Annotated in this window: 27 protein-coding genes; 10 read left to right on the top strand and 17 right to left on the bottom strand. The window is 65.8% G+C overall.

The window, feature by feature from the left end; genetic code table 11:
- Positions 1 to 16: 16 nt before the first annotated feature.
- Entirely contained in the window at positions 17 to 1,195 is a 1,179-nt protein-coding gene (locus ACWFRF_RS28805) for an AAA family ATPase (RefSeq protein ID WP_378991587.1), read from the bottom strand.
- Between the two features lie 202 nt (positions 1,196 to 1,397).
- Between ACWFRF_RS28805 and ACWFRF_RS28810 the strand changes: the two genes are divergently transcribed.
- A complete protein-coding gene (locus ACWFRF_RS28810) occupies positions 1,398 to 1,751 on the top strand; it encodes a hypothetical protein (protein WP_452453210.1) in 354 nt (117 codons plus the stop codon).
- A 15-nt stretch (positions 1,752 to 1,766) separates the two neighbouring features.
- On the opposite strand, the gene ligA is transcribed toward ACWFRF_RS28810, so the two are convergent.
- The 4 genes from ligA to ACWFRF_RS28830 form a co-directional block, all read right to left on the bottom strand.
- Positions 1,767 to 3,905, bottom strand: coding sequence for an NAD-dependent DNA ligase LigA (ligA, locus tag ACWFRF_RS28815; protein ID WP_452453212.1), 2,139 nt, complete (start codon positions 3,903 to 3,905; stop codon positions 1,767 to 1,769).
- Positions 3,906 to 3,994: 89 nt separating this feature from the next.
- A complete protein-coding gene (locus ACWFRF_RS28820) occupies positions 3,995 to 5,053 on the bottom strand; it encodes a methionine synthase (RefSeq protein ID WP_452453343.1) in 1,059 nt (352 codons plus the stop codon).
- 201 nt (positions 5,054 to 5,254) lie between these two features.
- Complete coding sequence (gene mnmA / locus ACWFRF_RS28825; RefSeq protein WP_452453214.1) at positions 5,255 to 6,373, bottom strand: tRNA 2-thiouridine(34) synthase MnmA; 1,119 nt, start codon at positions 6,371 to 6,373, stop codon at positions 5,255 to 5,257.
- Complete coding sequence (locus ACWFRF_RS28830) at positions 6,373 to 7,593, bottom strand: cysteine desulfurase family protein (protein ID WP_452453216.1); 1,221 nt, start codon at positions 7,591 to 7,593, stop codon at positions 6,373 to 6,375. The genes mnmA and ACWFRF_RS28830 overlap by 1 nt, the downstream gene beginning before the upstream one ends.
- On the opposite strand from ACWFRF_RS28830, the gene ACWFRF_RS28835 reads away from it, so the two are divergent.
- From ACWFRF_RS28835 to ACWFRF_RS28855, 5 genes are all read left to right on the top strand, one after another.
- On the top strand, positions 7,592 to 7,831 hold the full coding sequence (locus ACWFRF_RS28835; protein WP_452453218.1) for a hypothetical protein: 240 nt from the start codon (positions 7,592 to 7,594) through the stop codon (positions 7,829 to 7,831). The two genes, ACWFRF_RS28830 and ACWFRF_RS28835, sit on opposite strands and share 2 nt — an antisense overlap.
- A 339-nt stretch (positions 7,832 to 8,170) precedes the next feature.
- The gene (locus ACWFRF_RS28840; RefSeq protein ID WP_452453220.1) at positions 8,171 to 8,797 is read left to right on the top strand and encodes a hypothetical protein; all 627 of its coding nucleotides are present in this window, start codon (positions 8,171 to 8,173) and stop codon (positions 8,795 to 8,797) included.
- A 229-nt stretch (positions 8,798 to 9,026) separates the two neighbouring features.
- A complete protein-coding gene (locus tag ACWFRF_RS28845) occupies positions 9,027 to 9,227 on the top strand; it encodes a hypothetical protein (RefSeq protein WP_452453222.1) in 201 nt (66 codons plus the stop codon).
- Positions 9,228 to 9,621: 394 nt separating this feature from the next.
- Positions 9,622 to 9,828: a hypothetical protein gene (locus ACWFRF_RS28850; protein ID WP_452453224.1), complete on the top strand. Its 207-nt coding sequence runs from the start codon at positions 9,622 to 9,624 to the stop codon at positions 9,826 to 9,828.
- Positions 9,829 to 9,916: 88 nt separating this feature from the next.
- Entirely contained in the window at positions 9,917 to 10,348 is a 432-nt protein-coding gene (locus ACWFRF_RS28855; protein ID WP_452453226.1) for a hypothetical protein, read from the top strand.
- Between the two features lie 58 nt (positions 10,349 to 10,406).
- Here the strand turns inward: ACWFRF_RS28855 and ACWFRF_RS28860 are convergent, their stop codons facing one another.
- Positions 10,407 to 11,111 (bottom strand): recombinase family protein, encoded by a 705-nt coding sequence (locus ACWFRF_RS28860; protein ID WP_452453227.1) that lies wholly within the window; start codon positions 11,109 to 11,111, stop codon positions 10,407 to 10,409.
- A gap of 256 nt (positions 11,112 to 11,367) precedes the next feature.
- Between ACWFRF_RS28860 and ACWFRF_RS28865 the strand changes: the two genes are divergently transcribed.
- Positions 11,368 to 12,933, top strand: coding sequence for a pentapeptide repeat-containing protein (locus ACWFRF_RS28865; RefSeq protein WP_452453229.1), 1,566 nt, complete (start codon positions 11,368 to 11,370; stop codon positions 12,931 to 12,933).
- Positions 12,934 to 13,119: 186 nt separating this feature from the next.
- On the top strand, positions 13,120 to 13,452 hold the full coding sequence (locus tag ACWFRF_RS28870; protein ID WP_452453231.1) for a phage tail protein: 333 nt from the start codon (positions 13,120 to 13,122) through the stop codon (positions 13,450 to 13,452).
- 475 nt (positions 13,453 to 13,927) lie between these two features.
- On the opposite strand, the gene ACWFRF_RS28875 is transcribed toward ACWFRF_RS28870, so the two are convergent.
- The 3 genes from ACWFRF_RS28875 to ACWFRF_RS28885 form a co-directional block, all read right to left on the bottom strand.
- Positions 13,928 to 14,377, bottom strand: a complete 450-nt coding sequence (locus ACWFRF_RS28875; RefSeq protein WP_452453233.1) for a hypothetical protein — start codon at positions 14,375 to 14,377, stop codon at positions 13,928 to 13,930.
- Entirely contained in the window at positions 14,374 to 14,934 is a 561-nt protein-coding gene (locus ACWFRF_RS28880) for a hypothetical protein (RefSeq protein ID WP_452453235.1), read from the bottom strand. Before ACWFRF_RS28880 ends, ACWFRF_RS28875 begins: the two co-directional genes overlap by 4 nt.
- Before the next feature lie 322 nt (positions 14,935 to 15,256).
- Positions 15,257 to 15,970, bottom strand: a complete 714-nt coding sequence (locus tag ACWFRF_RS28885; RefSeq protein WP_452453237.1) for a hypothetical protein — start codon at positions 15,968 to 15,970, stop codon at positions 15,257 to 15,259.
- 336 nt (positions 15,971 to 16,306) lie between these two features.
- Here ACWFRF_RS28885 and ACWFRF_RS28890 point away from each other — a divergent pair, with 336 nt between their 5' ends.
- Entirely contained in the window at positions 16,307 to 17,245 is a 939-nt protein-coding gene (locus ACWFRF_RS28890) for a pentapeptide repeat-containing protein (RefSeq protein ID WP_452453238.1), read from the top strand.
- A 95-nt stretch (positions 17,246 to 17,340) separates the two neighbouring features.
- On the opposite strand, the gene ACWFRF_RS28895 is transcribed toward ACWFRF_RS28890, so the two are convergent.
- Positions 17,341 to 17,550 (bottom strand): hypothetical protein, encoded by a 210-nt coding sequence (locus ACWFRF_RS28895; RefSeq protein WP_452453240.1) that lies wholly within the window; start codon positions 17,548 to 17,550, stop codon positions 17,341 to 17,343.
- A gap of 170 nt (positions 17,551 to 17,720) precedes the next feature.
- Positions 17,721 to 18,020, bottom strand: a complete 300-nt coding sequence (locus ACWFRF_RS28900; protein ID WP_452453242.1) for a hypothetical protein — start codon at positions 18,018 to 18,020, stop codon at positions 17,721 to 17,723.
- A 56-nt stretch (positions 18,021 to 18,076) separates the two neighbouring features.
- Between ACWFRF_RS28900 and ACWFRF_RS28905 the strand changes: the two genes are divergently transcribed.
- The gene (locus tag ACWFRF_RS28905) at positions 18,077 to 18,520 is read left to right on the top strand and encodes a hypothetical protein (protein WP_452453243.1); all 444 of its coding nucleotides are present in this window, start codon (positions 18,077 to 18,079) and stop codon (positions 18,518 to 18,520) included.
- Positions 18,521 to 18,801: 281 nt separating this feature from the next.
- Here ACWFRF_RS28905 and ACWFRF_RS28910 read toward each other — a convergent pair whose 3' ends face one another.
- The 6 genes from ACWFRF_RS28910 to ACWFRF_RS28935 all read right to left on the bottom strand — a co-directional run.
- The gene (locus ACWFRF_RS28910; protein WP_452453245.1) at positions 18,802 to 20,073 is read right to left on the bottom strand and encodes a hypothetical protein; all 1,272 of its coding nucleotides are present in this window, start codon (positions 20,071 to 20,073) and stop codon (positions 18,802 to 18,804) included.
- Positions 20,070 to 20,396, bottom strand: a complete 327-nt coding sequence (locus ACWFRF_RS28915) for a hypothetical protein (protein WP_452453247.1) — start codon at positions 20,394 to 20,396, stop codon at positions 20,070 to 20,072. The genes ACWFRF_RS28910 and ACWFRF_RS28915 overlap by 4 nt, the downstream gene beginning before the upstream one ends.
- A gap of 822 nt (positions 20,397 to 21,218) precedes the next feature.
- Positions 21,219 to 22,409 (bottom strand): XRE family transcriptional regulator, encoded by a 1,191-nt coding sequence (locus ACWFRF_RS28920; RefSeq protein WP_452453249.1) that lies wholly within the window; start codon positions 22,407 to 22,409, stop codon positions 21,219 to 21,221.
- Positions 22,402 to 23,220 (bottom strand): hypothetical protein, encoded by an 819-nt coding sequence (locus ACWFRF_RS28925; RefSeq protein WP_452453251.1) that lies wholly within the window; start codon positions 23,218 to 23,220, stop codon positions 22,402 to 22,404. The genes ACWFRF_RS28920 and ACWFRF_RS28925 overlap by 8 nt, the downstream gene beginning before the upstream one ends.
- 253 nt (positions 23,221 to 23,473) lie before the next feature.
- Entirely contained in the window at positions 23,474 to 23,986 is a 513-nt protein-coding gene (locus ACWFRF_RS28930; RefSeq protein WP_452453252.1) for a hypothetical protein, read from the bottom strand.
- A gap of 217 nt (positions 23,987 to 24,203) precedes the next feature.
- The coding region (locus ACWFRF_RS28935; RefSeq protein ID WP_452453254.1) for a tetratricopeptide repeat protein at positions 24,204 to 24,727 on the bottom strand (524 nt) is incomplete at its 5' end.

A 24,727-nucleotide genomic window follows, 5' to 3' on the forward strand; every position in this document is an offset into this window, starting at 1 on the left:
CCATGCTATGCCCCGCTCACAGCGGCGTGAGTTCGCTGACCCCCAGTGCACGGCGCACCTGCCACACCGCCGTGCGGGTGCGCTGGGAGCGGCCGTTGCCGCGGTCGATCAGCGCTCGATCGGCGGTGGTGTAGATCAGTTGTGCGCCACGGGAATTGGTCTCCGGGTTCTGGAACAACTGGACGAGGCGGTCGGTCTCCTCGACCGGCAGGCCGACGCCGAGATCGTCGACCGCGAGCACCTGGCCGGTGTCGAGAGCCTCCAGCATGGCGGGCAGTACGCGCAGCAGCGAACGGGTGGCGGTGGATTCGTCGGCCAGTTCGAACGGGACGTCGATGCCCTCGTGCACCAGGCTCAGCCCCGCGCCGCGGCGGTCGACCATGCGCCGGTACAGCGCGTCCCGCGCCGCGCGCAGGGTGCTCAGCTCGCGATCCACGAGAATCTGCTCGGGGTGGTCGAGATGGCCTGCCAGCGCGCCGATCTCGGCGTCCAGATCACGCAGGTAGTCCGCGTACATCGGATCGTGTTCAGCGACGAGCAGATCCTCGATCCCGAGATCAGCGGTGCGCAGCAGCATCAGCAGACGCGCCGCGTTGTCGGGCGAGCGGGAGATATGGCTGCCGAGATCGTGCGCGAGCGCGTCGGTGTCGACATCGCCCTGCTGCACAGTCAGATTCGCCGCGAACCACCGGTACGCGGGCACGAGTGCCTCGGCGTACATCTGCCCCGCCAAACTCAGCAGCAGCGCGTTCGGCCGCAGCAACGGCACCAGCGCCGCCACCCCGTACCGGGCCGCTTCGAACATCGGCCCGATCTTCACCTCGTCACCCCGGCGTTCGAACACGATCCGCTTGCGCGACCGTGGATGGGTGTAGAGCCACTCCGCGACCACGTCGGCGTTGTCGAGCCGGAACCCGTAGGTGTAGGGCACGCCCTCGGCGACGAATCCGGCGACGAATTCCGTCGGCCGCTCGGCGAACCCGAGATGCGGTCGCCGCACCGGGCCGGCGTAGGGGTCCCATCCGCTCACGGAATTCAGGACCGCGTCCCGCATCTGCCCGATCGCGTCGATCACGCTCGTCTTCCCGGCCGCCGCCACCCCGTGCACCGCGGTCACCGGCACCGCCAACGGCCCGCCTGCCCCCTTGGTCAGCCGCAACTGCTGAGCCTCCGCCAGCGATCCATGATTGGTCACCTGAAAACTGCGCAGCAAGGGTCCGCCTCTCCGAGATTCTTGGCAAGACTAAGGGACACGGGGGCTCGCCCACGCGGCAGCCTGATCCGGCGAACGGCGGCACCGATCCCGCGCGTGTTCGGTTCGGACGCACTAAGGTGCTGGACACTGCGGCTGGTTCGTCGCAGGTTCGGCGGTCGGCGATGAGGGATGGGTGCGCGTAATGGCGGTTCGGGTAATTGTTCGCGGAGTTGTCGTTGCCGCGGTGACCGCGGGAGCGCTCGTGCCCGCGGCGCTGGTGAGTGCGCCCAGTGCGCTGGCCGATCCGTGCCCGACGGGAACCGCGCGGGTGTTCCTGGGGAACTCGACCAACTCGTGTCAGGGTGCGGGGTCGGTGTCCTACACCGACGCTCCGGTGTCGAAGGTGTGCTCGATGACGAGCACCGATGTGACGGTGGAGATCCAGACCAACATCAAGAAGCGGCCGTTGCGTACCCAGGAGCTCAGCAACGGGCAGTGCGCGTCGTTCGACATGAAGACCCAGATCGGCAACACGGTCACCGTCACCCCGAACTGACGCGAACCCGGCTGTTCACGTCGCCGGGCTCGGCTGGTCCGCCACGACCGGATCGGCCGGTGCGACCCTGACCGCGTCGGGGCCAGCCTCGAGGAGCCGCCGGAAGCCGTCTTCGTCGAGGATCTGGACGCCCAGCTCTTCGGCCTTGGCCGCTTTCGAACCGGGCGCCTCGCCGATCACCACGAACGCGGTCTTCTTCGACACCGAGCCCGCCGCCTTGCCGCCGCGAACGAGGATCGCCTCCTTCGCGCCGTCGCGGCTGAAGGTCTGCAGGGAGCCGGTGACGACGATCGACAGGCCGTCGAGGTTGCGTTCGATGGATTCGTCACGCTCGTCTTCCATCCGCACCCCGGCCGCTCGCCACTTGTCGACGATCGCGCGATGCCAGTCGACGGTGAACCATTCCACGACCGCGGCGGCGATAGTGGGGCCGACCCCGTCGGTGGCTGAAAGCTCTTCTCCTGTCGCGGATTCGATGCGCTCGAGGTCCGCGAACTCGGCGGCCAACGCACGGGCCGCGGTCGGGCCGACATGGCGGATGGACAACGCGACGAGCACCCGCCACAGCGGAGTGTCCTTGGCCGCTTCGAGGTTCGCGAGCAGGCGGGCACCGTTGGCCGAGAGGGTGCCGTCCTGTTTGGTGAACAGCGGCACGCCGAGCAGATCCTGCGCGTCGAGGGCGAACAGGTCGCCCTCGTCGGTGATCGCGCCCGAGGTGAGCAGGTCGTTGGCGGCTTCGTAGCCGAGGGCCTCGATGTCGAAGGCGCCGCGACCGGCCAGGTGGAAGACGCGTTCGCGCAGCTGGGCCGGGCAATGCCGCTGGTTGGGGCAGCGGATGTCGGCGTCGCCCTCCTTGGCGGGGGCGAGTTCGGTGGCGCACTCGGGGCAGTGCGTCGGCATGACGAATTCGCGTTCGGCACCGGTACGCGCGTCGACGACGGGCCCGAGGACCTCGGGAATCACATCACCGGCCTTGCGGATCGTGACGGTATCGCCGATGAGCACACCCTTGCGCCGCACTTCGGAGGCATTGTGCAGGGTCGCCATCGACACGGTCGAGCCGGCGATCGAGACCGGCGCCATCACCGCGAACGGGGTGACCCGACCGGTGCGGCCGACGTTGACCTCGATGTTGAGCAGCGTGGTGGTGGCCTCTTCGGGCGGGTACTTGTAGGCGATGGCCCAACGTGGGGCACGGGAGGTGGAGCCGAGGCGGCGTTGCAGGGCCGTCTCGTCGACCTTGATCACCTGACCGTCGATCTCGTGCTCGATGTCGTGGCGATGTTCGCCCCAGTAGGCGACCCGCTCGATGACCGCGTCGATGCCCTCGACCAGGCGGGTGTGGGCCGAGACCGGCAGGCCCCAGGCAGCCAGTGCCTGGTATGCCTCGTGCTGGGAGGCCGGGCGGTATCCCTCGATGCGGCCGAACCCGTGGCAGATCATCCGCAGCCGACGCTGGGCGGTGATCGCGGGATTCTTCTGGCGCAGCGATCCGGCGGCGGTATTGCGCGGATTCGCGTACGGCGGTTTGCCCTCGGCGACGATCTGAGCGTTCAACGTCTCGAAGTCCTCGAGCCGGAAATACACCTCGCCGCGTACTTCCAGGAGCTCCGGGATCGGGAATTCCTCGGTCGGGGTGAGCTCGGCGGGGATGTCTTCGATGGTGCGCGCGTTGAGGGTGACGTCCTCCCCTGTGCGCCCGTCACCGCGAGTCGCACCGCGCACCAGCTTGCCGTTCTCGTACACGAGGTTCAGCGCGACGCCGTCGATCTTGACTTCGCACAGATAGTGCAGCCCGGACCCGGTTTCGGCTTCGACCCTGCTCGCCCAGGTGCGCAGCTCGTCGTAGTCGAACACGTTGTCCAGCGACAGCATCCGCTCGAGATGATCGACCGCGGTGAACTCGGTCGCGAATCCGCCGCCGACCAGCTGGGTGGGCGAGTCGGGAGTCCGCAGATCCGGATGCGCGTCCTCGAGAGCCTGCAATGCGCGCAGCAACGCGTCGAACTCACCGTCGGTGATGATCGGTGCGTCCCGCAGGTAGTAGCGGAACTGATGCCCACGCACCTCGTCGGCCAACTGTTGCCACTGCACCCGCTGCTCGGGCGTAGCCGCTTCGGCACTCACAGAAACCGCGCTGTCGCTGTCACTCACCCACCAGAGATTAGTCGAGCCCACCGACACATCCATGCACGTCGCAGCCGTGCAGGAACGAGATTTCGTGGAGATCGGCGGGAACTACGTCACCGACGACCGCGGCCCGAGCGCGACTGTTCCGGCCGCTCGACGGTGAGCGACTCCGGGTCCTCGGCGAAAGCGCGGGCAACGTCGGCGGCCAGCGCGAGGGCCTTGCGAGACCACGCGAGCGGAGCGCCCGCCAGACCGCAGGTCGGGGTGACCAGGACTCGAGTGAGAGCCGCACGGGGGAAGCCGAGATCGTCCACGAGCCGGACCGCGGGCTCGGCGGCGGTGCGCCAGGTGAGCGGGCTCGTGGGCGGTTCGGTGGGGACGAGTCCGAGGGCCAGCTTCTTGCCGGAGTCCACGGCTTCGCCGATGTCGTCGAAGTCGGCGGTGGTGATGGCCGACGCGTCGAAGGACAGGGCGGCGGCCGCCGTGCGGCGCAGGGTGGGCAGGGCCGGGCGGGCTGCGCAGGTGTGCAGGATGACCGGTCCCGGTTGGGCGTTGATCACGACGTCGAGAAAGTGGATCGCCTCCGGCCCGGGCAGCGCGCGGACGGTGTTGAGCACGCTCGGGCCGGTCAGCGATCCGTCGAGAACCGTCGTCAACTGCGGTTCATCCAGTTGCACAACCACGTTCGCCCCGAGTCGTTTTCCGATCTCGGCGGCGTGCAGGGCCAGGCCCTCGGCCAGCGAGTCCGTGAGGTCGCGCAGCGCACCGCGATCGGTGAGAATGCGATGGCCGCCGGGCAGTTCGACCTCGGCGGCGAGGGTGAGCGGTCCGACCGACTGGATCTTGATCGCCCGGCCGGAACCGACGAGACCCGCTGTCTCCCAGGCTTCCTCGATCGCGTCGAGATCTACGCGCACGAAGTCGCGGGCCTTCCGCGAGACCGAACCCGGGCGGTCGGCGAGCCGGTAACCTCGGGTGGTCGCGTCGAACCGCAGATCGACCAGGAGCGCGGAGGCACGTCCGATCATGTCGGCGCCGATCCCGCGTTCGGGGAGTTCGACGAGGTGGGGCAGTTCCGGCAGTTCACCGACGATGGTGGTCGCCGCCTCGAGTGGATCGGTGCCCGGCCAGGAACCGAGACCGGTGGCGAACGCCCCGGCGAGCAAGTCCACCGGCTCCGCCGCGGCCGGGTCGCCGGACTGCTCACTGCCACGCCACAACGTCACGCGCTCAACACCTTTCGTGTCGTCTGGGTCAGTGGTCCACACCGGATCGGCGTCGACCACCACGAACCGTGCGCCGCACCACGGCGCGGGCCGTCACCCGTCATCCTGCCGTGCGCGCCGACCGCCGGCGCACCCGCCACGACACGATCAGGCTGACGCCGCCGACGAATCGGACTCGATGCCCGCGGCACGGTCGGTGCCGTTGATGGTGCCGCTGCCGATCACGGTGTCGCCGCCGTCGGCGTCGGGCAGGTACAGCACGATGGCCTGGCCCTTCGCGACGCCGGTGAGCGGCTCGCGCAACCTGGCGACGAAGCCGTCGCCCTCGGGCTCGACCACGGCCGGCGCGGTCCCGCCGTGCGCGCGCACCTGCACGACGCATTCGACCGACGAGGCCGGGCGCACGCCGGAAGTCCAGATCGCGCGGTCGGCGGTGACGACGTCGACCTGTAGATCCTCGACCGAACCGACCTTGACGGTCCCCGAATCGGGATCGATCCCGGTCACATACCGCGGCTTGCCGTCGGCGGCGGTGTGGCTCAGGCCGAGGCCCTTGCGCTGACCGACGGTGAACCCGTGCACACCCTCGTGACTACCGAGCACAGTGCCGTCGGAATCGACCAGCGCACCGGGCCGGATGCCGATCTTGGCACCGAGGAAGGCGCGGGTATCCCCGGACGGGATGAAACAGATGTCGTGACTGTCGGGCTTGTTCGCCACCGCCAGCCCCCGCTCGGCGGCTTCCTCGCGGATCCGCGGCTTGGGGGTGTCGCCGACCGGGAACATCGCCCGCGCGAGCTGCTCGGCGGTGAGCACCGCCAACACGTAGGACTGGTCCTTGTCCGCGTCGACAGCACGACGCAGCACGCCCTCGTCGAGCCGCGCGTAATGCCCGGTCACCACCGCGTCGAAGCCCAGCGCCTGCGCGCGATCGGCCAGCGCGGAGAACTTGATCTTCTCGTTGCAGCGCAGACACGGGTTGGGGGTCTCCCCCGCGGCGTAGGCGGCGACGAAGTCGTCGATCACGTCTTCCTTGAAGCGATCGGCGAAATCCCAGACGTAGAACGGGATTCCGAGCACATCGGCGGCGCGACGCGCGTCACCGGCGTCTTCCTTGGAGCAGCAACCACGCGACCCGGTGCGCAGCGTGCCCGGGTTGGCCGACAGCGCCAGATGCACCCCGACCACCTCGTGCCCGGCGTCCACGGCCCGCGCCGCGGCCACCGCGGAATCGACACCACCACTCATCGCGGCGAGAACTCTCATCAGGCACCTCCTCTAGCGCCGGCCAGGCCCGCGGCCCTGGCCCGATCGATGACCTGCGGCAGCACGGTCAACAGTGTTTCGACATCGGCTCCGGTCGACGTGTGACCGAGCGTGAAGCGCAGCGAACTGCGCGCCTGCCACGGTTGCACACCCATCGCGATCAGCACATGGCTGGGCGAGGCGACGCCCGCGTTGCAGGCCGAACCGGTGGAGCATTCGACACCGGCGGCGTCGAGCAGCATGAGCAGCGAGTCGCCCTCGCACCCGGGGAACGTGAAGTGAGCGTTGCCGGGCAGTCGTTGCGCGGGCCCGTTGAGTACGGCATCCGGCACCGCGGCCCGCACGCCGTCGATCAACTCGTCGCGCAACGCCCGCAATCGCTGAGCGCGCCCGGGCAGGTCGGTGACGGCATCGCGCAGCGCGGCGGCCATCCCGATCGCCGCGGCCACATCGGAGGTACCGGAGCGCAGGTCGCGTTCGTGCCCGCCGCCGTGCACCAGCGGCACACACGGCACACTTCGGCCCAGCAGCAGTACGCCGATCCCGTGCGGACCGCCGACCTTGTGTCCGGCCACGCTCAGCGCGGCCAGCCCGCTCGCGGCGAAGTCGACCGGAATCTGGGTCACCGCCTGAATGGCGTCGCTGTGCATCGGGATGTCGAATTCCTGTGCGACAGCGGCCAATTCGGCGATCGGCTCGATGGTCCCGACCTCGTTGTTGGCCCACATCACACTGACCAGCGCCACCTCATCGGCATGCGCGGCGAGTACCTCACGCAACACCTGCGGCGACACGACACCCTCGGCGTCGACCGGCAGCCAGCTGACCTGCGCACCCTCGTGCTTCTCGAGCCACTCGACCGCGTCGAGCACCGCGTGATGCTCGACCGCGCTGGTGACGATCCTGGTACGCCGCGGATCCGCCGCCCTACGCCCCCAGAAGATCCCCTTGACGGCCAGATTGTCGCTCTCGGTGCCCCCGGAGGTGAAGATCACCTCGGACGGTCGAGCACCCAGATCAGCCGCGATCGACTCGCGCGCCTCTTCCAGCGACCGCCGCGCCGCCCGCCCCGAACCGTGCAGCGAGGACGCGTTGCCGACCGCCCCGAGGGCAGCCGTCATCGCCTCGACGGCGGCGGGCAACATCGGAGTGGTCGCCGCGTGATCGAGGTAGACCGTCTTGGGCGCACCGCTGACCGGACCCGAATAAGCCGACTTCATGACCGACAAAGCCTATACCACCGTTGACCTGGTCATCTTCGGGGTCCACCCCTGCTTCCTACGATTTTTCTACGATTTACCCAGGATTTTCAACACCTGTATCACCTACTTTCATTCCCAAATCATCGATGAGCAGGCCAGGGAGACGGTCGAGCCAGCTGGGAGCGAAGGAGCCGAGCTGGCGGATGACAGCCGTCCTGGGGACCGCAGCCGTCCGGCAAACCCGCCAGACAGATGAATGCGAGATTCCGCGCCCGGGCAGTTGCTTCCTGGACCGGCAGACGGCCGTCTGCAGCGCATCCGCCCGCTATCCGGGGCCGCCGCGTAACGGCCGCTAGCGGCGCCGCTAGCGCGATAAACCCAATAATCCGCACGGGGGGGCACTGGTGCGCGCACGGGGCGGGTTCGAGACCGTCTGCCGAACACTCCGGTCGCGGTCGGGCGTCGGCGGCGGACTCGCAGGCGCGGGTGTTCGGGAACTCGTTCAGCATCGGCAGTCAACTGGCTCGACCCACCACGCACTACTGGCGGGAGCCCTCAGAAGGACTGCTCTCCGCCCCGGCTATACGGTGCCTCGGTGACCGAACTCCCCCGCGCCGCCTACATCCCCTTCGACCCTGAGCACGGGTACAACCGAGCAGTCGAGATCGCTATCGCCTACCTCGACCGTGTCGGTGCCCGCGGCACGATCGTCGTTGTCCCCCAGAAGAACGCCCTCACCGCCTGCCCGCCGTTGAACGCCTACGCCACAGGACGTCCTGTCCTGACTCCGAAGAACTCGAACCAGTCCGGGATCGGCTACGGCCGTCCCGCTCTGGTGTATGCACCGGGACAGCGGGAACTCGCGCTTGCCACCGAGTTCGCGCGGAACGCGCCAATCGCGGTCGTGGAAGACGCGGGATTCTCGGCCTCGCGGTGGGCTGACGAGATCGGGGCAGCCAACGTGATCGAGCAGAAGATTCACGCGGTCGACCGTTCGGCTGAACACCAGCGGCTGCTGGAACGGATCGAATTCGCGGGCAACAACGGCTGGGGCGACGCCTACGGACTACGGGATCTGCGCAACCTCCTAGGTGAGCTGCAGGAGCGGTCCTTGCTCGACAAGGACGAGGTCTTGGCCTACCTGATCGTGCACGGCAAGGCCCATCATTACGACGCTCTCGTTCGCGTCGGCAAGGAGATCGACAAAATGCAGGCGAGCTGAACTCGCTGACACTGACCAGCAGTTAGGCCATATCCGTTGGTTGTCCGGCGGTTACTACCGGAACCCCCATCTAGCGGCTCGGCGTGAGGGTCGGGATCTTGCACTGGAGGCTCTTGCACCCCTTGTCGTTACCGTGCGCGCCGCACGCCCGAAAACCGTTCTGACCAGCGATCCGCAGACAGGCCGGGCGTGCCGCACTCATCAACGGATCGCGAAGAAGGAGAACACGATGGACATGCCCTTGCTGGAGTCGGTGAAGGACGCGTTCAACAACGACAGCGCGGTCAAAGCGCAACAGGCGCGGATGCTCGAAGACCTCTGCGAGGTGCTCCGGCCGCAGCTCAACGAGGTCGGGCAGCTGGTGGCAGCGAAGCTGCAGGCCCCGGATATCTCCTGGCTGCCGCGTCCGGGCGAGCGCGGTAGTCGGTAGTTGGTAGTCGGGGTGTTGCACCGGGCTGGTGCAACACCCCGGCGTCCAGTAGTCGAAGTCGGGATCGGCGAACAGGCGGCAGGCGAACAGGACGTCCGCACGGAAGTCGTCGCTGACGCCATTGGCCAAAACCATTGCCGCGGTGTACGTCAACGAACCGTACTGATCCGGGCTGACGCACAACCAGGAGATTGTGGTCCGTCTGGGGCCGCAGTCACGTCAACGAGCGATACCGCACTGCTCGATGTCAACCGCATCACAGGGTGCATCCGCGATGTTGCACCGTAATGTTTGGGTCCATCCCCCACGTGAGACCGGAACCGGAATGTTGGACGCATGCGGCCCGGTCTCCACGCGAGGGTGTTCCACCTCCCCGCGAACAAGGAGACAGACAGTGAATTTACACGCCCAAACCGAGAACCGGCAGAGCGCCGATAGCGAACTGAAGCGAGCCGGTGTCGCCGATGTGGTGGCATTGGTTGCGATTCTCACCACCACTGTCGCCTTGGTGGTCATTGTCGGACCGGCGGCAGGGGTGGTGCTGGGCGCCGCCGGTGGATTCGTTGCAGTGACCCTCAAGATCTTCTTGTCCCGCAGGTAGCAACCTCGACGGAGTTGGTCGGCGTAGCACTTCGGCTGCGCCGCCGACGACCGGTTGCGAAGAGCGGTAAGAGATTACGCTTTGTCTCGTGGGCATGGCAGACGAGGTTCGGCGGCAGCAGCAGCAATGGGATGCCGAAACGCTTAGCAAGGAAAGCGAACGTCGCAAACGCGTCGCAGCGTACACAGAAGTGCTGAACCGCAACATCCCGGAGTTCGCGCAGGCTGCCACAGAGCTCGGTATCGAACAGGTCGGACGCAAGGACACGCTGTTCAACAGCTACGTCCGCTTCTGGCGGGTCAACCTGTCCTTCTCAAAAGGAAGGTACGACGCCGGATTCGGTTACGCGAATATCGCTGTGCGTGCCGATGGCTCGTGGATCTTCTTGAAAACCAGTCTCGGTGGCGGGAACTCCTATGAGGAGGACCCGGCGCCGATCGTCAGCGGCCGCACACCGACAAACGAAGAGATACGAGCTGCACTTCAAGGGTGGCTCTCCAGCCACGCCCCTCGGGGTTAGTCCTGGAGGAGCGTCCCGTCGCGTACCAGCTCAATCCCGTTCTGACCTCCGATGACACTCACTCCCCGAGAGTCTTCGCCGGTCCGGCCGTGACCGGTGCCGAGTCGAGGCTCGCCTGCCCGGTCGCGGCAAGTTCAGGAACGTACTTGTAGATCGTCGAGCGCGAGACGCCGAGCAGCCGGGCGACCGAAGAGACGGTTTCCTCGGGCCGGGTCAGAATCGCGCGGGCCTGGCGGATCTGTTCGTCGGTCATCGCCGGTGGACGGCCGAGACGCTGGCCGCGAGCGCGCGCGGCGGCCAGGCCCTCGTTGGTGCCTTGGACGATGAGCTCGCGGATGAACTCGGCCAGGGCGGCGAAGACGTGGAACACCAGTCGCCCGCCAGGGGTCGTGGTGTCGATCGCTTCGTGCAGCGACCGGAACCCGATGTCGCGCTTGCGCAGTCCGGCGACGATCGCGATCAGGTCCTGCAGCGAGCGGCCGAGCCGATCCAGCGACGGCACGACGAGGGTGTCGCCGGCGCGCATGTACTCGAGGCACTTCCACAGCTCGGCGCGCTCGGTGTCCTTGCCGGACTTCTTGTCGGTGAAGATCTTCTGACATCCGGCCGCGGTGAGCGCGGCGAGCTGACGGTCGAGCAGCTGGCCGGTGGTCGAGACCCGGCCGTACCCGACGAGCGCTCCCCCGCCGCCGATCGGATCGAGCGCATCCCCGTCGAGGACAAGCGGTTCCGGGAGATCGAGTGCGTTCGACTTGGTGGCCATGCCCGGAACTGTACGAGAAAGGGCTGACACGGATTGTTGAACACTCCGACTTTGCAACACGTTTTCTCGACACCGCATCGGCGGGGCCGTCCTGGCGCTTCCTGTCAGACCACCCGGTGTCGGTAAAACGAACGATTCTCGACAAGTAGTGGTCGATGATCAAGCGGAGGCCTGTGCGGAGAAACGAAGGGTCTATCCCGTGGCGTTTGCCGAAGTGGGGTGGGGTTTCCAGCACAATCAAGCGATGCTCAAGTGGGTGAGCGCCGTTGGCGCACATGCGCGGATGAAGTCGACCGCGCTGCGAGCGCGAGTGGACCGGGCGGCGCTGAGTCGCCGCACAAGTCGGATCCGATTGTTCGCCGCGGTCGGGCTCGTGCTGGTCGCCGGACTGGTCGTGGCGTTCGCTGCCTACGGGCTCCTTCGCTGGATTACCCCTGTCGATCATGCCAAGGCCGCAGCCGAGATCGACGTGACCCGGATGGCGTTGACGGTTGTGGCGGGCGTGGGTGGTGTGGTCGCGTTGGTGATTGCCTACAGGCGCCAGCGTGATCTCGAGCAAGGCCGGTTCGTGGAGCGCTTCGGCGCCGCGGCCGCCCAGCTCGGCACGACCGATGTCGCGGTCCGAATCGCCGGGGTGTACGCGATGGCCGGCGCCGCCGACGAATCCGAGGGCCTACGACGCCAGCAGTGCATCGATGTCCTCTGTGGATATCTGCGCCTGCCCTTTGACGCCGCGCACGGCGCCAGTGGCAGGACCAAGTTCGTGATTAAAGCGCCATGGTTCGAGTGTGGGCGAGTTCGTGGGGAGACCGAAGAACACGTCGAGTATCGACAGAATGACAGCGAGGTTCGTAAGACGATCGTGCGCGTGATTGCTGATCGCCTGCGACCGGAGGCCGAATACAGTTGGTCTGCAAGCGACTTCGACTTCCGCACCGCTCATCTCGAAGATGTCGACCTAAGCCGTGCGACGTTCTCCGGCGCCGCCAGGTTCGCCGAGACAACGTTCACCGGCGTCACCACGTTCAAAGAGGCGACGTTCACCCGCGACACCACGTTCGACGGGGTGACGTTCACCGGCGGCGCCACGTTCGACGGGGTGACGTTCACCGGCGGCGCCACGTTCAACAAGGCGACGTTCACTCTCTTCACCACGTTCGACGGGGCGACGTTCACCGGCGGCGCCGCCTTCGACAGGGCGATGTTCACCGACGGCGCCACGTTCAACAAGGCGACGACGTTCACCGGCGCCGGCGTCGTCGTCTTCGGCAAGGCGACGACGTTCACCAGCAGCGCCACGTTCAACGGGGCAACGTTCACCGGCATCACCCTGTTCTACGGGGCGACGTTCAGCGACGCCACGTTCGACGTGGTGACATTCACCAGCGACGTCGCGTTCGATGGGGCAACGTTCACCGGTGACGCCAAGTTCGAAGAGGCGACATTCACCAGAAGCGCCACGTTCGACAAGGCGACGTTCTCCGGCGCCGTCACCTTCGACAAGGCGACGTTCACCGGTGACGCCACGTTCGAAGAGGCGATGTTCACCGGTGACGCCATGTTCGAAGAGGCGACATTCACCAGAAGCGCCACGTTCGACAAGGCGACGTTCGCGGGTGTGTCCAGTTTCTTGGCTGCCGACTTCGGCTCGGGGCGAATCTCGTTCATCCGGCCGCGGCAGTGGGGTCCGCCTCCGCCGGTGTTCGATTGGGGCGATGATGGCGTCGGGAAGCCGAGCAATGTCAAACCACAGAGCTGGCCGCCCGTCGCGAACACCATGAACTCCCCAGGCGTGGGCGACCGCGCGGCTGTCGAGAATTGATCAATTCTCGACACGTCCGGCGACTACGACCAGCAGAGCCGATGGCAGCGGGTCGTCCAGGACAGAAACAATGAAGTGCCCGCAACGGCTGGTCAGTGGGCATTTTTCCCGGTTTGGTCTGTGATACAACGTGGTTGATGCTTGGCTTGGTCGCCGCTCGATACCCGCCACGAAGGGAGTACGACTATGACCGAGCCCGACGGAGTGACCATCAAGTTGCGTGAGGACCAGATCGAGACAGCACCACTGTCGGAGAGCTCCTCAGGTTCTGGCCAGATCACGATCACCCGCGATGGAGACAAGCGCGCAGCGTTCACCGACTGGATCGAACAAACCTCCGACGGCCAACAGGCGCCGTTGACCGTGACCGTGTTCGACGAGCAACGCCAGCAGGTTCGCAGGATCCACCTGTCAAACGCATGGGCCTCCCGGTGGGAGGGACCTTCGCTGGGCGAACTCAGCAGCGGCCCGGCCGTCGAGAGTGTCACGATCACGTATGAGGACGTCACCGTCGAATAGTCGACTGTCCACCGCATGACCCAGCAACTCCCGACTACTACGGGACCGTCGCGGGTTGCATGATTCTGGAGCGCGTCTCCGTTCTTACGAATGCTCTTGGTCGCGCGTCTTGTGCCATCTCGACTAGGCACAAGACGCGCGACCTGTAACCAGCCGCCTACCGCGCAGTGCGACAAACTGCAGGTGTTGAGAATCGTTCGATTTATCGACACCGATAATCGAACGAAAGCGATAGCTCAGCCTCGACCCCGTGCACCGTCAGCGCCTCCTGCTGGCCGAGACACCTGACGAACCGGTCTACGACAGCGACGACCCAACCGCCGGCCGTAGCCGCGGACTCCGCACCGGACTTCGAACATCGACAGGTGCGAACCCTGATTCAACCTGGGGACAACCCCCCAGCCGTCTCGGATAGGGTGTGTTCCCCGATGTCAGGGGATTCGGGGCGAATGCGCAGGACTTCGGAAAACCTGTGTCAGGAGAAGTGCTGCCGTACGTTCGGCTCCTGTTCCAGCAGCATTGCTTGCACGCTCGGGATGAGTGGCTTGCGCCAAGCTCGGTCATCGGTAGGTACGGTGCCGGGCTCGGTCGGGTTGTCGAATGTGATGTTGACGTTCTTCCAATACCGCCGCAGATCGGCTGGTAGGTACCACTTCAGGCAGAACAAAGTTGGTCGGCGATCTCCGAACGACGACCGCAAAACAAGAACATCGTCGGGAATGTGCACCCCAGCGGAGGCTCTGGCCGATGGGTCGAGAATGTGTTCGGCAACATAGGCCGGGCGGGCCTGTTCCGGCTGCGCATACAGTTCATCTACCAGTCGCCGGAACGCTTCGTCAGTCGCGACGCGTAGCAGGATTTCGTAGCCGCGGCGCATCTCTTCGGCGACTCGTTCGAGTATGGCGGCGGCCAATGATGTGGTCATGCGCCGACCCCCACGCAGGCGCTGAAGCCCGGGCCGCCACCGCCGACACAGACGCAGAGGCCCGTGGCTGCGAAGGGGTTGGGGTCTATAGGACGCGGGGGACGCAGTTTGTTGTAAGGGTCGGCAAGCGGGCCGGTACCTGGCAGCTTGAAGCGATCCAAAATTTCCGGCTGTTCCTTGGCAATGAGATCGAGGATGCCTGGTTGCCCAGCATTGAGGATTTGGAGGATGTCACGGCTACCCGCGATGTCAGTGAAGACAACCTCGTCTCTGAGTCCTTCCTCGAAGTATCGCGAGCTGATGCGCGTGGAGTTTGGCAGCGGAACTCCTGCCTGCCGCAGACCAGAAGGGGTCAGTCTCGTTGCCGCCTCGGTGTACTTCCTTCCCGATTCTGCACCGAGAACCGCTAGGACCTGACGCACCATCTCAGGGCTTGTCACCGCACGGACGATCTGATTGCTGAGTTCCCGTAGTGCGTCCAGGTCCATCGGGATGTCAGGATGGCATCGCCGATCATCCGCCGATTCCTTTGGCGCGTTCGGGTTGTCGTCGTTCATGTCCACTCCTCCTTTCCGTCGTTCCATCGAACCGATCGACATGAAGAACGCTAAGGTCGCGCCGAGAAAAGCAAACGAGTAGCTAACTACCTGAATCGGTCAGTTATGCACACTTGGCAATGCGTTGCCATCGCGAGTTGTACCCGCGCGTTCTGGCAAGTAGTTTCGCGGGTCGGTGCGAAGTCCCCGGATGATCGCCTTGAGATGGCCGAGCGACCGGGACCCCGGCGGTGTCTGTTCCCGCGGCCGCCCCACACAGAAAGAAGACCTCAGGCACCCTATGCGGGGCCTGAGGTCTTCTTCGTTCCATCCGATCGGGGGCTCAGCGGGCTTCCATAGACGGATCGCCCTCGCGGAAGCCGAAGAGCTCGGCCCTGGTCGCGGTGAGCCCGGGACCAGGGCCGGTGGCAGCGGCCAGCTCGTCCCAGTCGATGTGCAGCGCTTCCCCGGTATCGAGCAAAGCCAGCAGCTGTCGCACACCAGTGGGGACGTTGCCGATGATGCCGGCCGGGCCGGGCAGCAGCTCGGTGGTCGGTGCCCAGATCGCCGCGGTCAGCGCGGCGCCCACGGACTGCTTGTCGAGCGGTCGCAACGGCAATGGTGCAGCGTGGCCGTCGATATCGACGGCGAACGCCGCGTACCAGGCGGTCTCGCCGCGCGGTGTCGCGGTGGCCTCGGCGTAGGCCGGCACCGTGAGAGGAAATCGGATCCGGGGAACATGAAAGACCAGGACATCACCGACACGCACGCAAGGGTGCGACTGCGGGTCCGGATCCCCCCTCCAGCGCCAGAAACTGCGCGCCCCTTCGATTCCGGTCGCGCCGAGCTGGCTGTCAAGGGCGGTGTGCAGCCAGGACTCGCCTTCCTCGGCGGGCTCGACACCCGTGTGACAGAGGAGTTCGGGCACTTCCTCGTCCCCAACCCATTGCCCGAGGCTGACCGCATGCACCGTCCGCCCGGACCGCACGACGGCATGCACGCCTGGGGAACCGAACACCGCCCGAGTCGAAGCGGCGAGTGGGGCTATATCGGTCACGTGACCACCATACGATCGGGCACCGACAACACAGACCGAGAATTCGGGCGGCGCAGTCGAGGTCTCTGACTCGCCGAGACCAACGAAGTCCGAGATACACAATGATCAGGACTGTTGAGATTGTCCGGCGAGCTCTACCAGCCCCCGACACACTTTGGCCGCAGTCGATCGAAGCCGATGTGCCAGCCGCGCATCCCTGACAATGTTGCCGTAGCCCAGGACGATCTACAGCGTCGACGCCAGGTTCGACGGAGCGAATCACAGTGGCGCACACCGCGACGTGAGGAGACCACGATGACGACTGGAGACACGTCACCCGGACTGCCGCGCGGTCGAGTGCCGCGCCGCGGCCGTTCATTGCGAGTACCGTCGCGTCCCGCCCCGCCCGAACCCCTGACTCCGCCTGATGCACCGTCGAATCCGCCCGCAGCGACATCACGGTTCGGGCGGGTTGTTCACTGGCCGGGGTGGATAAAGCTCGCTGCGATAGCGACCATCATTGGCACGCTCGGGGCGGCCGGCGCTGCGATCGGTGCACTGTGGTTCACCGGGCAGTCGTTACGCGCGACCAACAGCCAGATCGGCTTGGCGCAGCAAACCGCGGTCACCGACCGTTTCCGCCTGGCCACCGAACAGTTGGCCTCGGACAAGATCAGCGTCCGTATTTCGGGAATCTACCTGCTCGAACGCCTCGCGAACGACTCACCCGCCGACCATCCGACCGTGTTCGCGGTGCTCGCCTCGTTCCTTCGCACTCAAGCCCCCCTGGGCCTGTGCGGATTTCTTCCCAATCCGGAGCGGGCCTTCTTCAATCCACCGGCCGACGTCCAGACTGCGCTGACGGTCATCGGCCGTCGCGATCTCGCCCGCGACTCCATCACTCGCCGCCTCGACCTGCGCCGAACCTGCTTGGCCGGAGCGGAACTCGTCGCTGCGCGCCTGGCCATCGTTGACCTCACCGGCACAGACCTCGGCAAGGCGCAGCTAGCTGTCTCGGACCTCAGCAACGCAAACCTCACCGACGTGAACCTGTACCACGCAGACCTGCGCCACGCGAACCTTCTCCATGCTCACCTCACCGGAGCGAACCTGGCCGGCGCGAACCTGGCGGAGGCGAACCTCACCAACGCACGCCTGACCCGCGCGGACCTCACCGGCGCGGACCTGCGCCATGCGAACCTCACCGACGTGAACCTCACCGACGTGAACCTAGTCGGCGTGGTGTACGACGACGCCACCCAGTGGCCCAGCGGATTCACACCTCCTCCTCGGTAATGAAACCTCCCCCCTGCCAGGAACCAGTCACGAGAAGTCGAATGACCAGCCTGCCGCACCAGGAACCAGATACGTTCGAGGCACCGCCGCGTGTCTCACCTTCGGATCGCGGCCGCGGGCCGGCGCATCTCCGGGTGGTCGCGGTAGTGCACTTCTTGCCACTGACCTGGTGCGTAGTACCGGATGCCGATGGATTTGCTGTTGACGACGCGGACGCCGCCGTCTCCGAACCAGAAAGAATCCTCATCGTCGGACTGCAAGCCACTGTGGGCGTCGGTGTCGACCGTGAAAACGGTGAATGCCATGTCCGCGCGGGTATCTCGGCTGTCGGTATACCGGCGTAGGGTCGACGACCATGCGCTGCTCGCCCGGCGCCAGCCGCGATCAGCCTGACCCAGCTGGCAACATGAGAAGGGCCCTCACCCGACTTCGACTCGGGTGAGGGCCCTTCTCATCGATGGCTATCGGTCGGTGGTCACAGCTCTTCGATGCCGGTGGTGGCGTCGGCGAAATACCGCACCGCACCACTGGAAGTGACACGCTTTCGCCATCCACCGACCCGGGTGTATCCCGCGCTGCTCATGGCTTGATCGAGCTCGTCGAGGCTCGCTGTTGCTGTCGAGTCCAGGCGTACCGATTTCCACCAGCTCGCCACGGTGCGACCGTGGAAGGTGCCGTCGTGGGCGTCGTAGTAGACATCGCAGCTGTACAGGTCGGCTGCGGCGTCGCCGTTGTCGAGGCGGGCGATGACGTAGAGATCGACGGTCTCGGTCACCGGCCGACCTCGGGGGGTGTGGAGCTGACGTCCACACCGGCACTCCTGAGCGGTGGATGCCCGACTACGTCGAACTGCTCGTCATCGACGAGTCCGAACGCCTCTCCGCCACCGCCATCGAGCTTCTGCGTGACCAGTACGACCGCGGTGACCATGGCCTGCTGTTCATCGGGATTCCCGGAATCGACAAGACCTTCTCCCGCTACCCGCAACTCTACAGCCGCGTCGGCTCAGCCCACCACTACCGGCCACTGACCGGCGAAGAACTCACCTTCGTCCTAACCCGGCACTGGCACAAACTGTCTCTCGAACTCGACCCCGCCGACTTCACCGACGCCCAAGCCGTCGCTGCTGTCGCCCACATCACCGGCGGCAACTTCCGTCTCCTGCAACGACTGTTCGCCCAGATCAGCCGCATTATGAAGATCAACGAACTCCACACCATCACCGCAGACGTCGTCGAAACCGCCCGCAGCACCCTCGTCATCGGCGCCACCTGACAATGCGAAAACACCGCTACATACTGCTGCGAGTCACAGCATCGGCGGCGCTTCCGCAGGCACACATGTACGGAAACCCATTCGTTCGTACCCTGGCAGCACCGAAGTTGGTCGGTCGCGTGAAAGGCCGGGCAGCGGACGCTTACGGGTCCAGCTGGGGCGGCGTCGTCAATTACAAGGCTCGTGACGAGCTAGCCATGCCCGGCCGGGAGTCGTGCCGCATGCGGCGGGAGCTCGGCGTGCACCAGAACGGGTCCGGTGCACGCCGAGCTGGAGATAGGTCAGATCGCTGGTCCGGATCGGTGGATTTGTGCGGCATCCGCTGCTTGCAGGATGGACCGGACGGCCTCTATCCGGCTCTCTCGCCGCCGATCTGGGCCCGGGGATTTACCGCACAGCATCGCAATTGCGGTCGCCGAGCCCAAGATGCCGACCAAGATCGACCCGAAGACGGGGAACCCGGTGTGTGCCGCGGCGGTGCCCAGGGTGATCCCGCACCAGAGTGCGGCGATCAGCGCGAATACGCCGTGGACGCTGGTGGCGATGTCGGTCAGGCTGGTCAGGCTGAACCACATCGGCGCCATGGTGAACACGACGAATCCGGTGAGCGTCGCGATGGGCAGTACCGGTACCGCCGCCCAGGCGAGCACCCCCGCGCACAGACCTCCGAAAGCGGCCAGCACCAGCCGAGTTGGTGTCAGGCCCGACGGTTCGTTGGCACGGTGTGTCCACGCGGTGATCATCATCAGTAGCACGACCGCGACGATCACCGAGACGATGCCGGTGAACCCGCCGGTGAACCGGTGGCCGAACCAGACGGCTACAGCGAGCGGGTAGAGCGCCATGATGAGCATCGCCAGGGGGACCGCTCGCAGCGCCAGACTCAATCCCGATCCTGTTGTCGAAGGTGGGCGATGATGCGGGACTTGCTGTCGTTGCGCGAGATCCAGGCAGATGCACGGGTCCCCGTGCGTGTGTGCGGCTACCCAGTCCGTTGTCTGCACAAGGTCTTCCTCCCGCGGCGGCCGGTCGTGCGCTGCGGAGGGAGCAGCGGCTCCGCGCTGACGTGGGGGCTCGAGCCGCGGGTACTGCTCGTCGTCCCACTCCTGCCAATCCGGCTTCCTACCAGCCGCTTTCGGGAGTGCGGTGTCGCCATCGGTTGACAGCACGACCCGCGTGGCCGAGGCCTTCGGCTGGATCGGCAGCGCGGCGTCAACATCGGTCGGCAGCGTGACCCGCCCGGCTGAGGCGTTCTGCCGGATCGGATTACCACTTACTTCGTCCCACATCTCCAGCATGCGGTCGACGTTGTGCTGGGGTACGCGGCATGCGCGCAGGAATGCGGCGACTTGGTCCCTGTTCTTGGGCAGGGTGGTGTTGTTGCGGTCGGTGAATCTGTATGCGGTGGAGCGTGGAAGCCCGGAGAAGACGGCTATCTGGCCCGCAGTGAGCCCCGACACTTCGTGGATACGCCGCAGCATCGCCATGTACGCGGCGGCGGCTTCGTTCGAGTGCTCGTTCCTGTTGGGGCCAGGGTCGGCAGGAATCGTCACCGGATCCCCCCGCCGCCAAGGCTGCTGAAGACGACGCCGAGCATGCGGCAGACAGCGCGGACGGCGCCACCGAGCACGGTGCTGGGCAGGACCAGCCCGACCAGCGGGATTGCGATCGCCATCAGATACTGCACGGCCAGTAGAGGATCGGTGCCGCGGGCGACGAGCAGATAGTGATAGACGAATCCGGCCACCACGATCGTCGAGGCCAAAAATGCTTCCGGCCAGGACAGCGCTCGTGTGGGCGGTTGCGGAGTCGGTGCGATCGAGATCGTCGAGGAGTCGGGAGGTGGAGCATGGCGTTGCCGCCGACGCATGGACACGTGAGTTTTCTTCCGGTTAAGGAAGGCAGCCGGGGGCAGACAACGCACTCGATCCCCCGTAGCTCGCACGGATCCTCGATCGCAACACACGCTTGAACTGCGCCCCGGCAACCTTCAAATGGGGAGAGAGACAGCCGAGACTTCGATGGCGGGTCACGGCATGCTGCCCTCGAGTTCCCGCTCGAGGACAACGTGTGGCTCAGGTGGTGATCCTGAGCCCTCGGTAGATCATTCTGCCACCATCACGAGATGATTACGACGCTCGAGACTTGCTATTTGCCAGGTGAATTCGAACTTGCGTCCAACGGGCGACTGCCCAATCGTCGAACGCGTGTTCGCCGAGGCAAGGGCGGAGTGTCCAGCGGGGCATGGCATCTTCCGCCGACCTGTCATGTTTGCGTGTCTTCGCCCTGAGGCGTTGGACACTTCCTCGCGCGAATCTGGTCCTGATCTCCCTGTTCTCAGGCCGTTCGGGTGTTTTGGCCCAGAAGAGGCCCGTCCAACGCGACATTGGACAGGCCGTTGTGCCTTAATGTGTAACTAAGGCGCTGAAGCTACTCGCGAGTAACTACCGGTAGCGTGCCAGTAGCCCCCGGATGGTCGATTGAGACAGCCGAGCACCCCGGGTACGACGATCGCCTGTTCCCGCGGGCCCGTCGAGAACAAGGCCTCAGGTGCCCTCTGGGCGACCTGAGGCCTTCTCGATTTCAGTGGCACGGTCTGTCGAACACCCGCCGTGACGGTGGTGCCCGTGCTGAACCTGCGGCTGCGGATGTCCGCCAACCCGCCGCCGTCGGCAGTCAGGGGCCGGACCGCGCCGTCTTAGTGACCTGTGGAATCGGTATCGGTGACCAGGCGAAGGATGGGGCGTTGGTCGGGTTGGCCGAGGAGTTGGCGCACGCGTTTGGGACGCCAACGTAGCTCTCGTGCGAGCCCGGTCAGGGTGAGAGTGCCGCGGTCCTCGGCGAGTTCGAAAGCCTTGGCGAGCAAGGTCGGGATCTCCCCCGGGTGCTGGGTGACCGGATCGGCACCGAGTATGCCGATGTCGTAGAGGTGGCCGAGGCGTTGGTAGGCGCGGCGGGCGACACCGTCGGAGATGGCGCCGGTTTCGCGAGAGCGATACACCAGCGACTTGATCGACACGCCCCATTCATGGCTGAGCCCTCGGAGCGCGTTGATATCGAAGCGCTGGGGGAGCCGGTCGGTGATCTGGTCGGCGGGAGTGAGGAATTCGGCGGCGAAGGCGTCGGCTTCGCGTTCCTGCTCGGTGTCGCCGGGGGCGGCGTCGCGGTGAAGTACGAGGTGGCCGAGTTCGTGTGCCGCGGTGAACCGGTGCCAGCACACGTCGTCGCCGCGGTCAGGGGTGAGCACGATCGTCGGGCGTGGCATGCGGGAGGTGGAGAAGGCGTTGACGGTGGGGGTGTCGTCGCCGGCGAACTCGACCATGGTGGTGACGATCCCGCGCATTTCCATGGTGCGCACCAAGTGCGGGACCGGGCCGGGTCCGATTCCCCAGTGCGCCCGCAGGGCGCGGGCGGCGTCGGCCGGAGTATCACCGAGGCCGGTGGAGTCGTCGGGAAGGAACCCGGGCAGATCGATCGCGGGGAACTGGACGTGGCGTTCGAGGACGTGGGTCAGCTCCCATACCTGCTGGGCGAAGGCGACGGCCTTGGCGCGCTGGGCGGCCTTGGTCGAGCGCAGGCTGCGGAAATGCGCGCTGGCGCCGTCGAGTTGGGCGAAAGGGCGACCCGCGGCGAAGAACTCGACGGGCACGTCGAGAACCTCGGCCGCGCGGTGTAGATGATCCGGGCGTGGAGGTGAGGTCAGCGATTCCCACTGACTCACCGCCGCGCCCGAGACTCCGATCCGGGATGCCAGAGTCGCTTTGGTCAGGCCAGCGAGCTGGCGGGCCTGGGTGAGGCGGGCCGGGTCGAACACCACCGCGACGTCGGAGGCCGAGATCGCCGCGGTGGTATCGCCGGAAAAGAGGTTCAGCGGTGGGCGTTCAGTCATCGCTCGAGGTCTTGGGTTGCGGCGTCGCCGGGTACCCGCCATCCGGCGATACCAGCGGCTGACGCGGTGTCAGGTCGAACTCCGGCGGCGGAGTCGACTGGTCCCACCGGGGGGCGGTGCCGGTCTGGTCCGGAACCGATACCGGGCCCACAGGGCGCACCGGGATCTGCTCGTTGCCGTCGTCGACCGGTGCCGGGATCTGCTCGAGCTCACTCCATTTCAACCGCCCACGATCGTCGGCCTGGGATGCCTCACCCCAGTAGACGCGCAAGATCCCCGCGTGCGGGTTCGCGGCGTAGGCGATGATGACCAGCCGACCCGCCTGGATCGCGTCGTCGAGGAAGGTCTCGGCATCCTCGAACTCGGCCTCGAGCTCTTCTTCGGTGAGATCGGCGTGGTCGATGGAGAGCTGGGAATCGGAATTGTCCGTGGTGAGCGCGAGCAAGCTCTCGCGCAGCTTCGACATCGTCATCTTCGCGTTCGTGACCAGGGAGTGGGCGTCGTCGGCGAACTTCCACGGGTACAAGATGATGTTGTCCTCGCCCACCACGTTCAACTCGTAGCGGGCGCGCGCCGGCTTGATCCGACGCAGATTCGGGATGACCGCCTCGATAGCATCGCCGACTTCCTGGTGCTGGACCAGCCAGATCAGGCCGTAGCCGTCGTTGCTGTCCAGCGCCAATCCCTCGTGCGCGGCCAGTGCCCGCTGGTGCGCGGCCTGCAGGCCGCGCCAGATCGCGCCTCGCAACGACAGTGCGTTTTCGCCGAATCGCTTGGTCTCCCACGGTGTGGGTACAGCCTGCTCGCTCATGGATCCCTCCCTTGGCCCCCAGCCACGCTCACTTACGAATCGAAAAGCGAAAGCAGAGTAGCACTTAAGTTTTTCGCGGCATCTGCACGCCACGCCGTCGAGTTCGACTTCTCCATGTTCGGGCTCATCCGAGCGGTGTGTGGCTGAATTGCTTCACTGCAACGTATTTCGCGATGCGGACCCGCAACCGGCCGAGCCAAGCCCTGCCGTGCGGCTAGACGCGGCGGTGGCCCGAAGGCGGCTACCGTCCGGCTCAACGACACTCGACTACCACCCGGCCGCCCTCGGGGGCTGTGACGTATGCCGTGCCGTCCTTGCCGACATCCAGTACGTAGCCGGCCACGACCGCCCGCGTGGCGTCGGCGCTGACTTCAACGGCCGCGTCCCCATGTAGCACCCAGTCAGTTGCCGCGTACGCGACAGGATTTCGAACCTGGGTGACGGGGGATGGCAGGCCGACCATGAAAGCCATTTCAGGAGCGGATGTGAGGTCGAACCAGACCAGGGTGACTTCCCTCTTCTTGCGGATCTGCTTCTCCTCGGACGCGAACGCCGCACGCTTCGCGTACATCACCCGACCGTCTGCGCCAACTGCAACGAGGTGGTCGACCGACCTTGCGCGAATCGGCGAGCACACCCATCCCCCGTTGATCACTTCGATCGGGTCCCATCCCTGCCTGATTCGCGCCGCGCCGTTTTCGTCAGAGATGAACACGAAGATCGTCTCTCCCTGCGGTGTTGCCCCGACATCCTTCGACGTCCCCATACTTCTCCTATGTGTCGTAAACATGATCTATCCGCACAGGCTAGCGTATAGATCATGTTTACGACACATAGATAATCTTTCAAGCGTGACGTCACTGTCGAGGTCTGTTCGGAAAAACGACCGTTTACCGAACACAGTTCTCATCATGGGCGAGGATGCGTCGAGACCTCAAGATAGATCCCCGGCCGTGTTCTGCGATGCCCAGTAGTCGGCTGGTTCAGTCAGGTTCGTTTCCCTGCGGGGTTGACCGGAACCATTCGAGTACTTTTCGCATTCGTTCGATGTCGACTTCATACAGCGTGGGATGGTGTTCGACCAGCACCTGGTAGATCCTCACCGCTTCCTCGGCAGCGGTGAGGCCTTCGTCGCGGCGACCCAACGCCCCCAACCGGACCGAGAGGTTGTTCAGACTGGCCGCGAGGTCTGGGAGGTAGGCGTCGGGGTGGTGTTCGGCCAGTACTCGCCGGATCCTCACCGCTTCCTCGATCGCGGTGAGGGCTTCGTCGCGGCGACCCAACTCCCCCAACCGGCCCGAGAGGTTGTTCAAGCTGGTCGCGAGGTTGGGGAGGTAGGCGTCGGGGTGGTGTTCGGCCAGCACCCGGTAGATCCCCACCGCTTCCTCGATCGCGGTGAGGCCTTCGTCGTGGCGACCCAACTCCCCCAACCGGCCCGAGAGGTTGTTCAAGCTGGTCGCGAGGTTGGGGAGGTAGGCGTCGGGGTGGTGTTCGGCCAGCACCCGGT

The sequence above is a fragment of the Nocardia sp. NPDC055165 genome, from assembly GCF_053606985.1.

What these genes read in the sequence shown, in the direction of transcription:
- ACWFRF_RS28810 (WP_452453210.1), top strand. Translation starts at nt 1,398, where the DNA reads ATGGCGGTTCGGGTAATTGTTCGCGGAGTTGTCGTTGCCGCGGTGACC.
- mnmA (WP_452453214.1), bottom strand. Translation starts at nt 6,373, where the DNA reads ATGAGAGTTCTCGCCGCGATGAGTGGTGGTGTCGATTCCGCGGTGGCC.
- ACWFRF_RS28835 (WP_452453218.1), top strand. Translation starts at nt 7,592, where the DNA reads ATGACCGACAAAGCCTATACCACCGTTGACCTGGTCATCTTCGGGGTC.
- ACWFRF_RS28830 (WP_452453216.1), bottom strand. Translation starts at nt 7,593, where the DNA reads ATGAAGTCGGCTTATTCGGGTCCGGTCAGCGGTGCGCCCAAGACGGTC.
- ACWFRF_RS28845 (WP_452453222.1), top strand. Translation starts at nt 9,027, where the DNA reads ATGGACATGCCCTTGCTGGAGTCGGTGAAGGACGCGTTCAACAACGAC.
- ACWFRF_RS28860 (WP_452453227.1), bottom strand. Translation starts at nt 11,111, where the DNA reads ATGGCCACCAAGTCGAACGCACTCGATCTCCCGGAACCGCTTGTCCTC.
- ACWFRF_RS28870 (WP_452453231.1), top strand. Translation starts at nt 13,120, where the DNA reads ATGACCGAGCCCGACGGAGTGACCATCAAGTTGCGTGAGGACCAGATC.
- ACWFRF_RS28875 (WP_452453233.1), bottom strand. Translation starts at nt 14,377, where the DNA reads ATGACCACATCATTGGCCGCCGCCATACTCGAACGAGTCGCCGAAGAG.
- ACWFRF_RS28880 (WP_452453235.1), bottom strand. Translation starts at nt 14,934, where the DNA reads ATGAACGACGACAACCCGAACGCGCCAAAGGAATCGGCGGATGATCGG.
- ACWFRF_RS28895 (WP_452453240.1), bottom strand. Translation starts at nt 17,550, where the DNA reads ATGGCATTCACCGTTTTCACGGTCGACACCGACGCCCACAGTGGCTTG.
- ACWFRF_RS28905 (WP_452453243.1), top strand. Translation starts at nt 18,077, where the DNA reads ATGCCCGACTACGTCGAACTGCTCGTCATCGACGAGTCCGAACGCCTC.
- ACWFRF_RS28920 (WP_452453249.1), bottom strand. Translation starts at nt 22,409, where the DNA reads ATGACTGAACGCCCACCGCTGAACCTCTTTTCCGGCGATACCACCGCG.
- ACWFRF_RS28925 (WP_452453251.1), bottom strand. Translation starts at nt 23,220, where the DNA reads ATGAGCGAGCAGGCTGTACCCACACCGTGGGAGACCAAGCGATTCGGC.
- ACWFRF_RS28930 (WP_452453252.1), bottom strand. Translation starts at nt 23,986, where the DNA reads ATGGGGACGTCGAAGGATGTCGGGGCAACACCGCAGGGAGAGACGATC.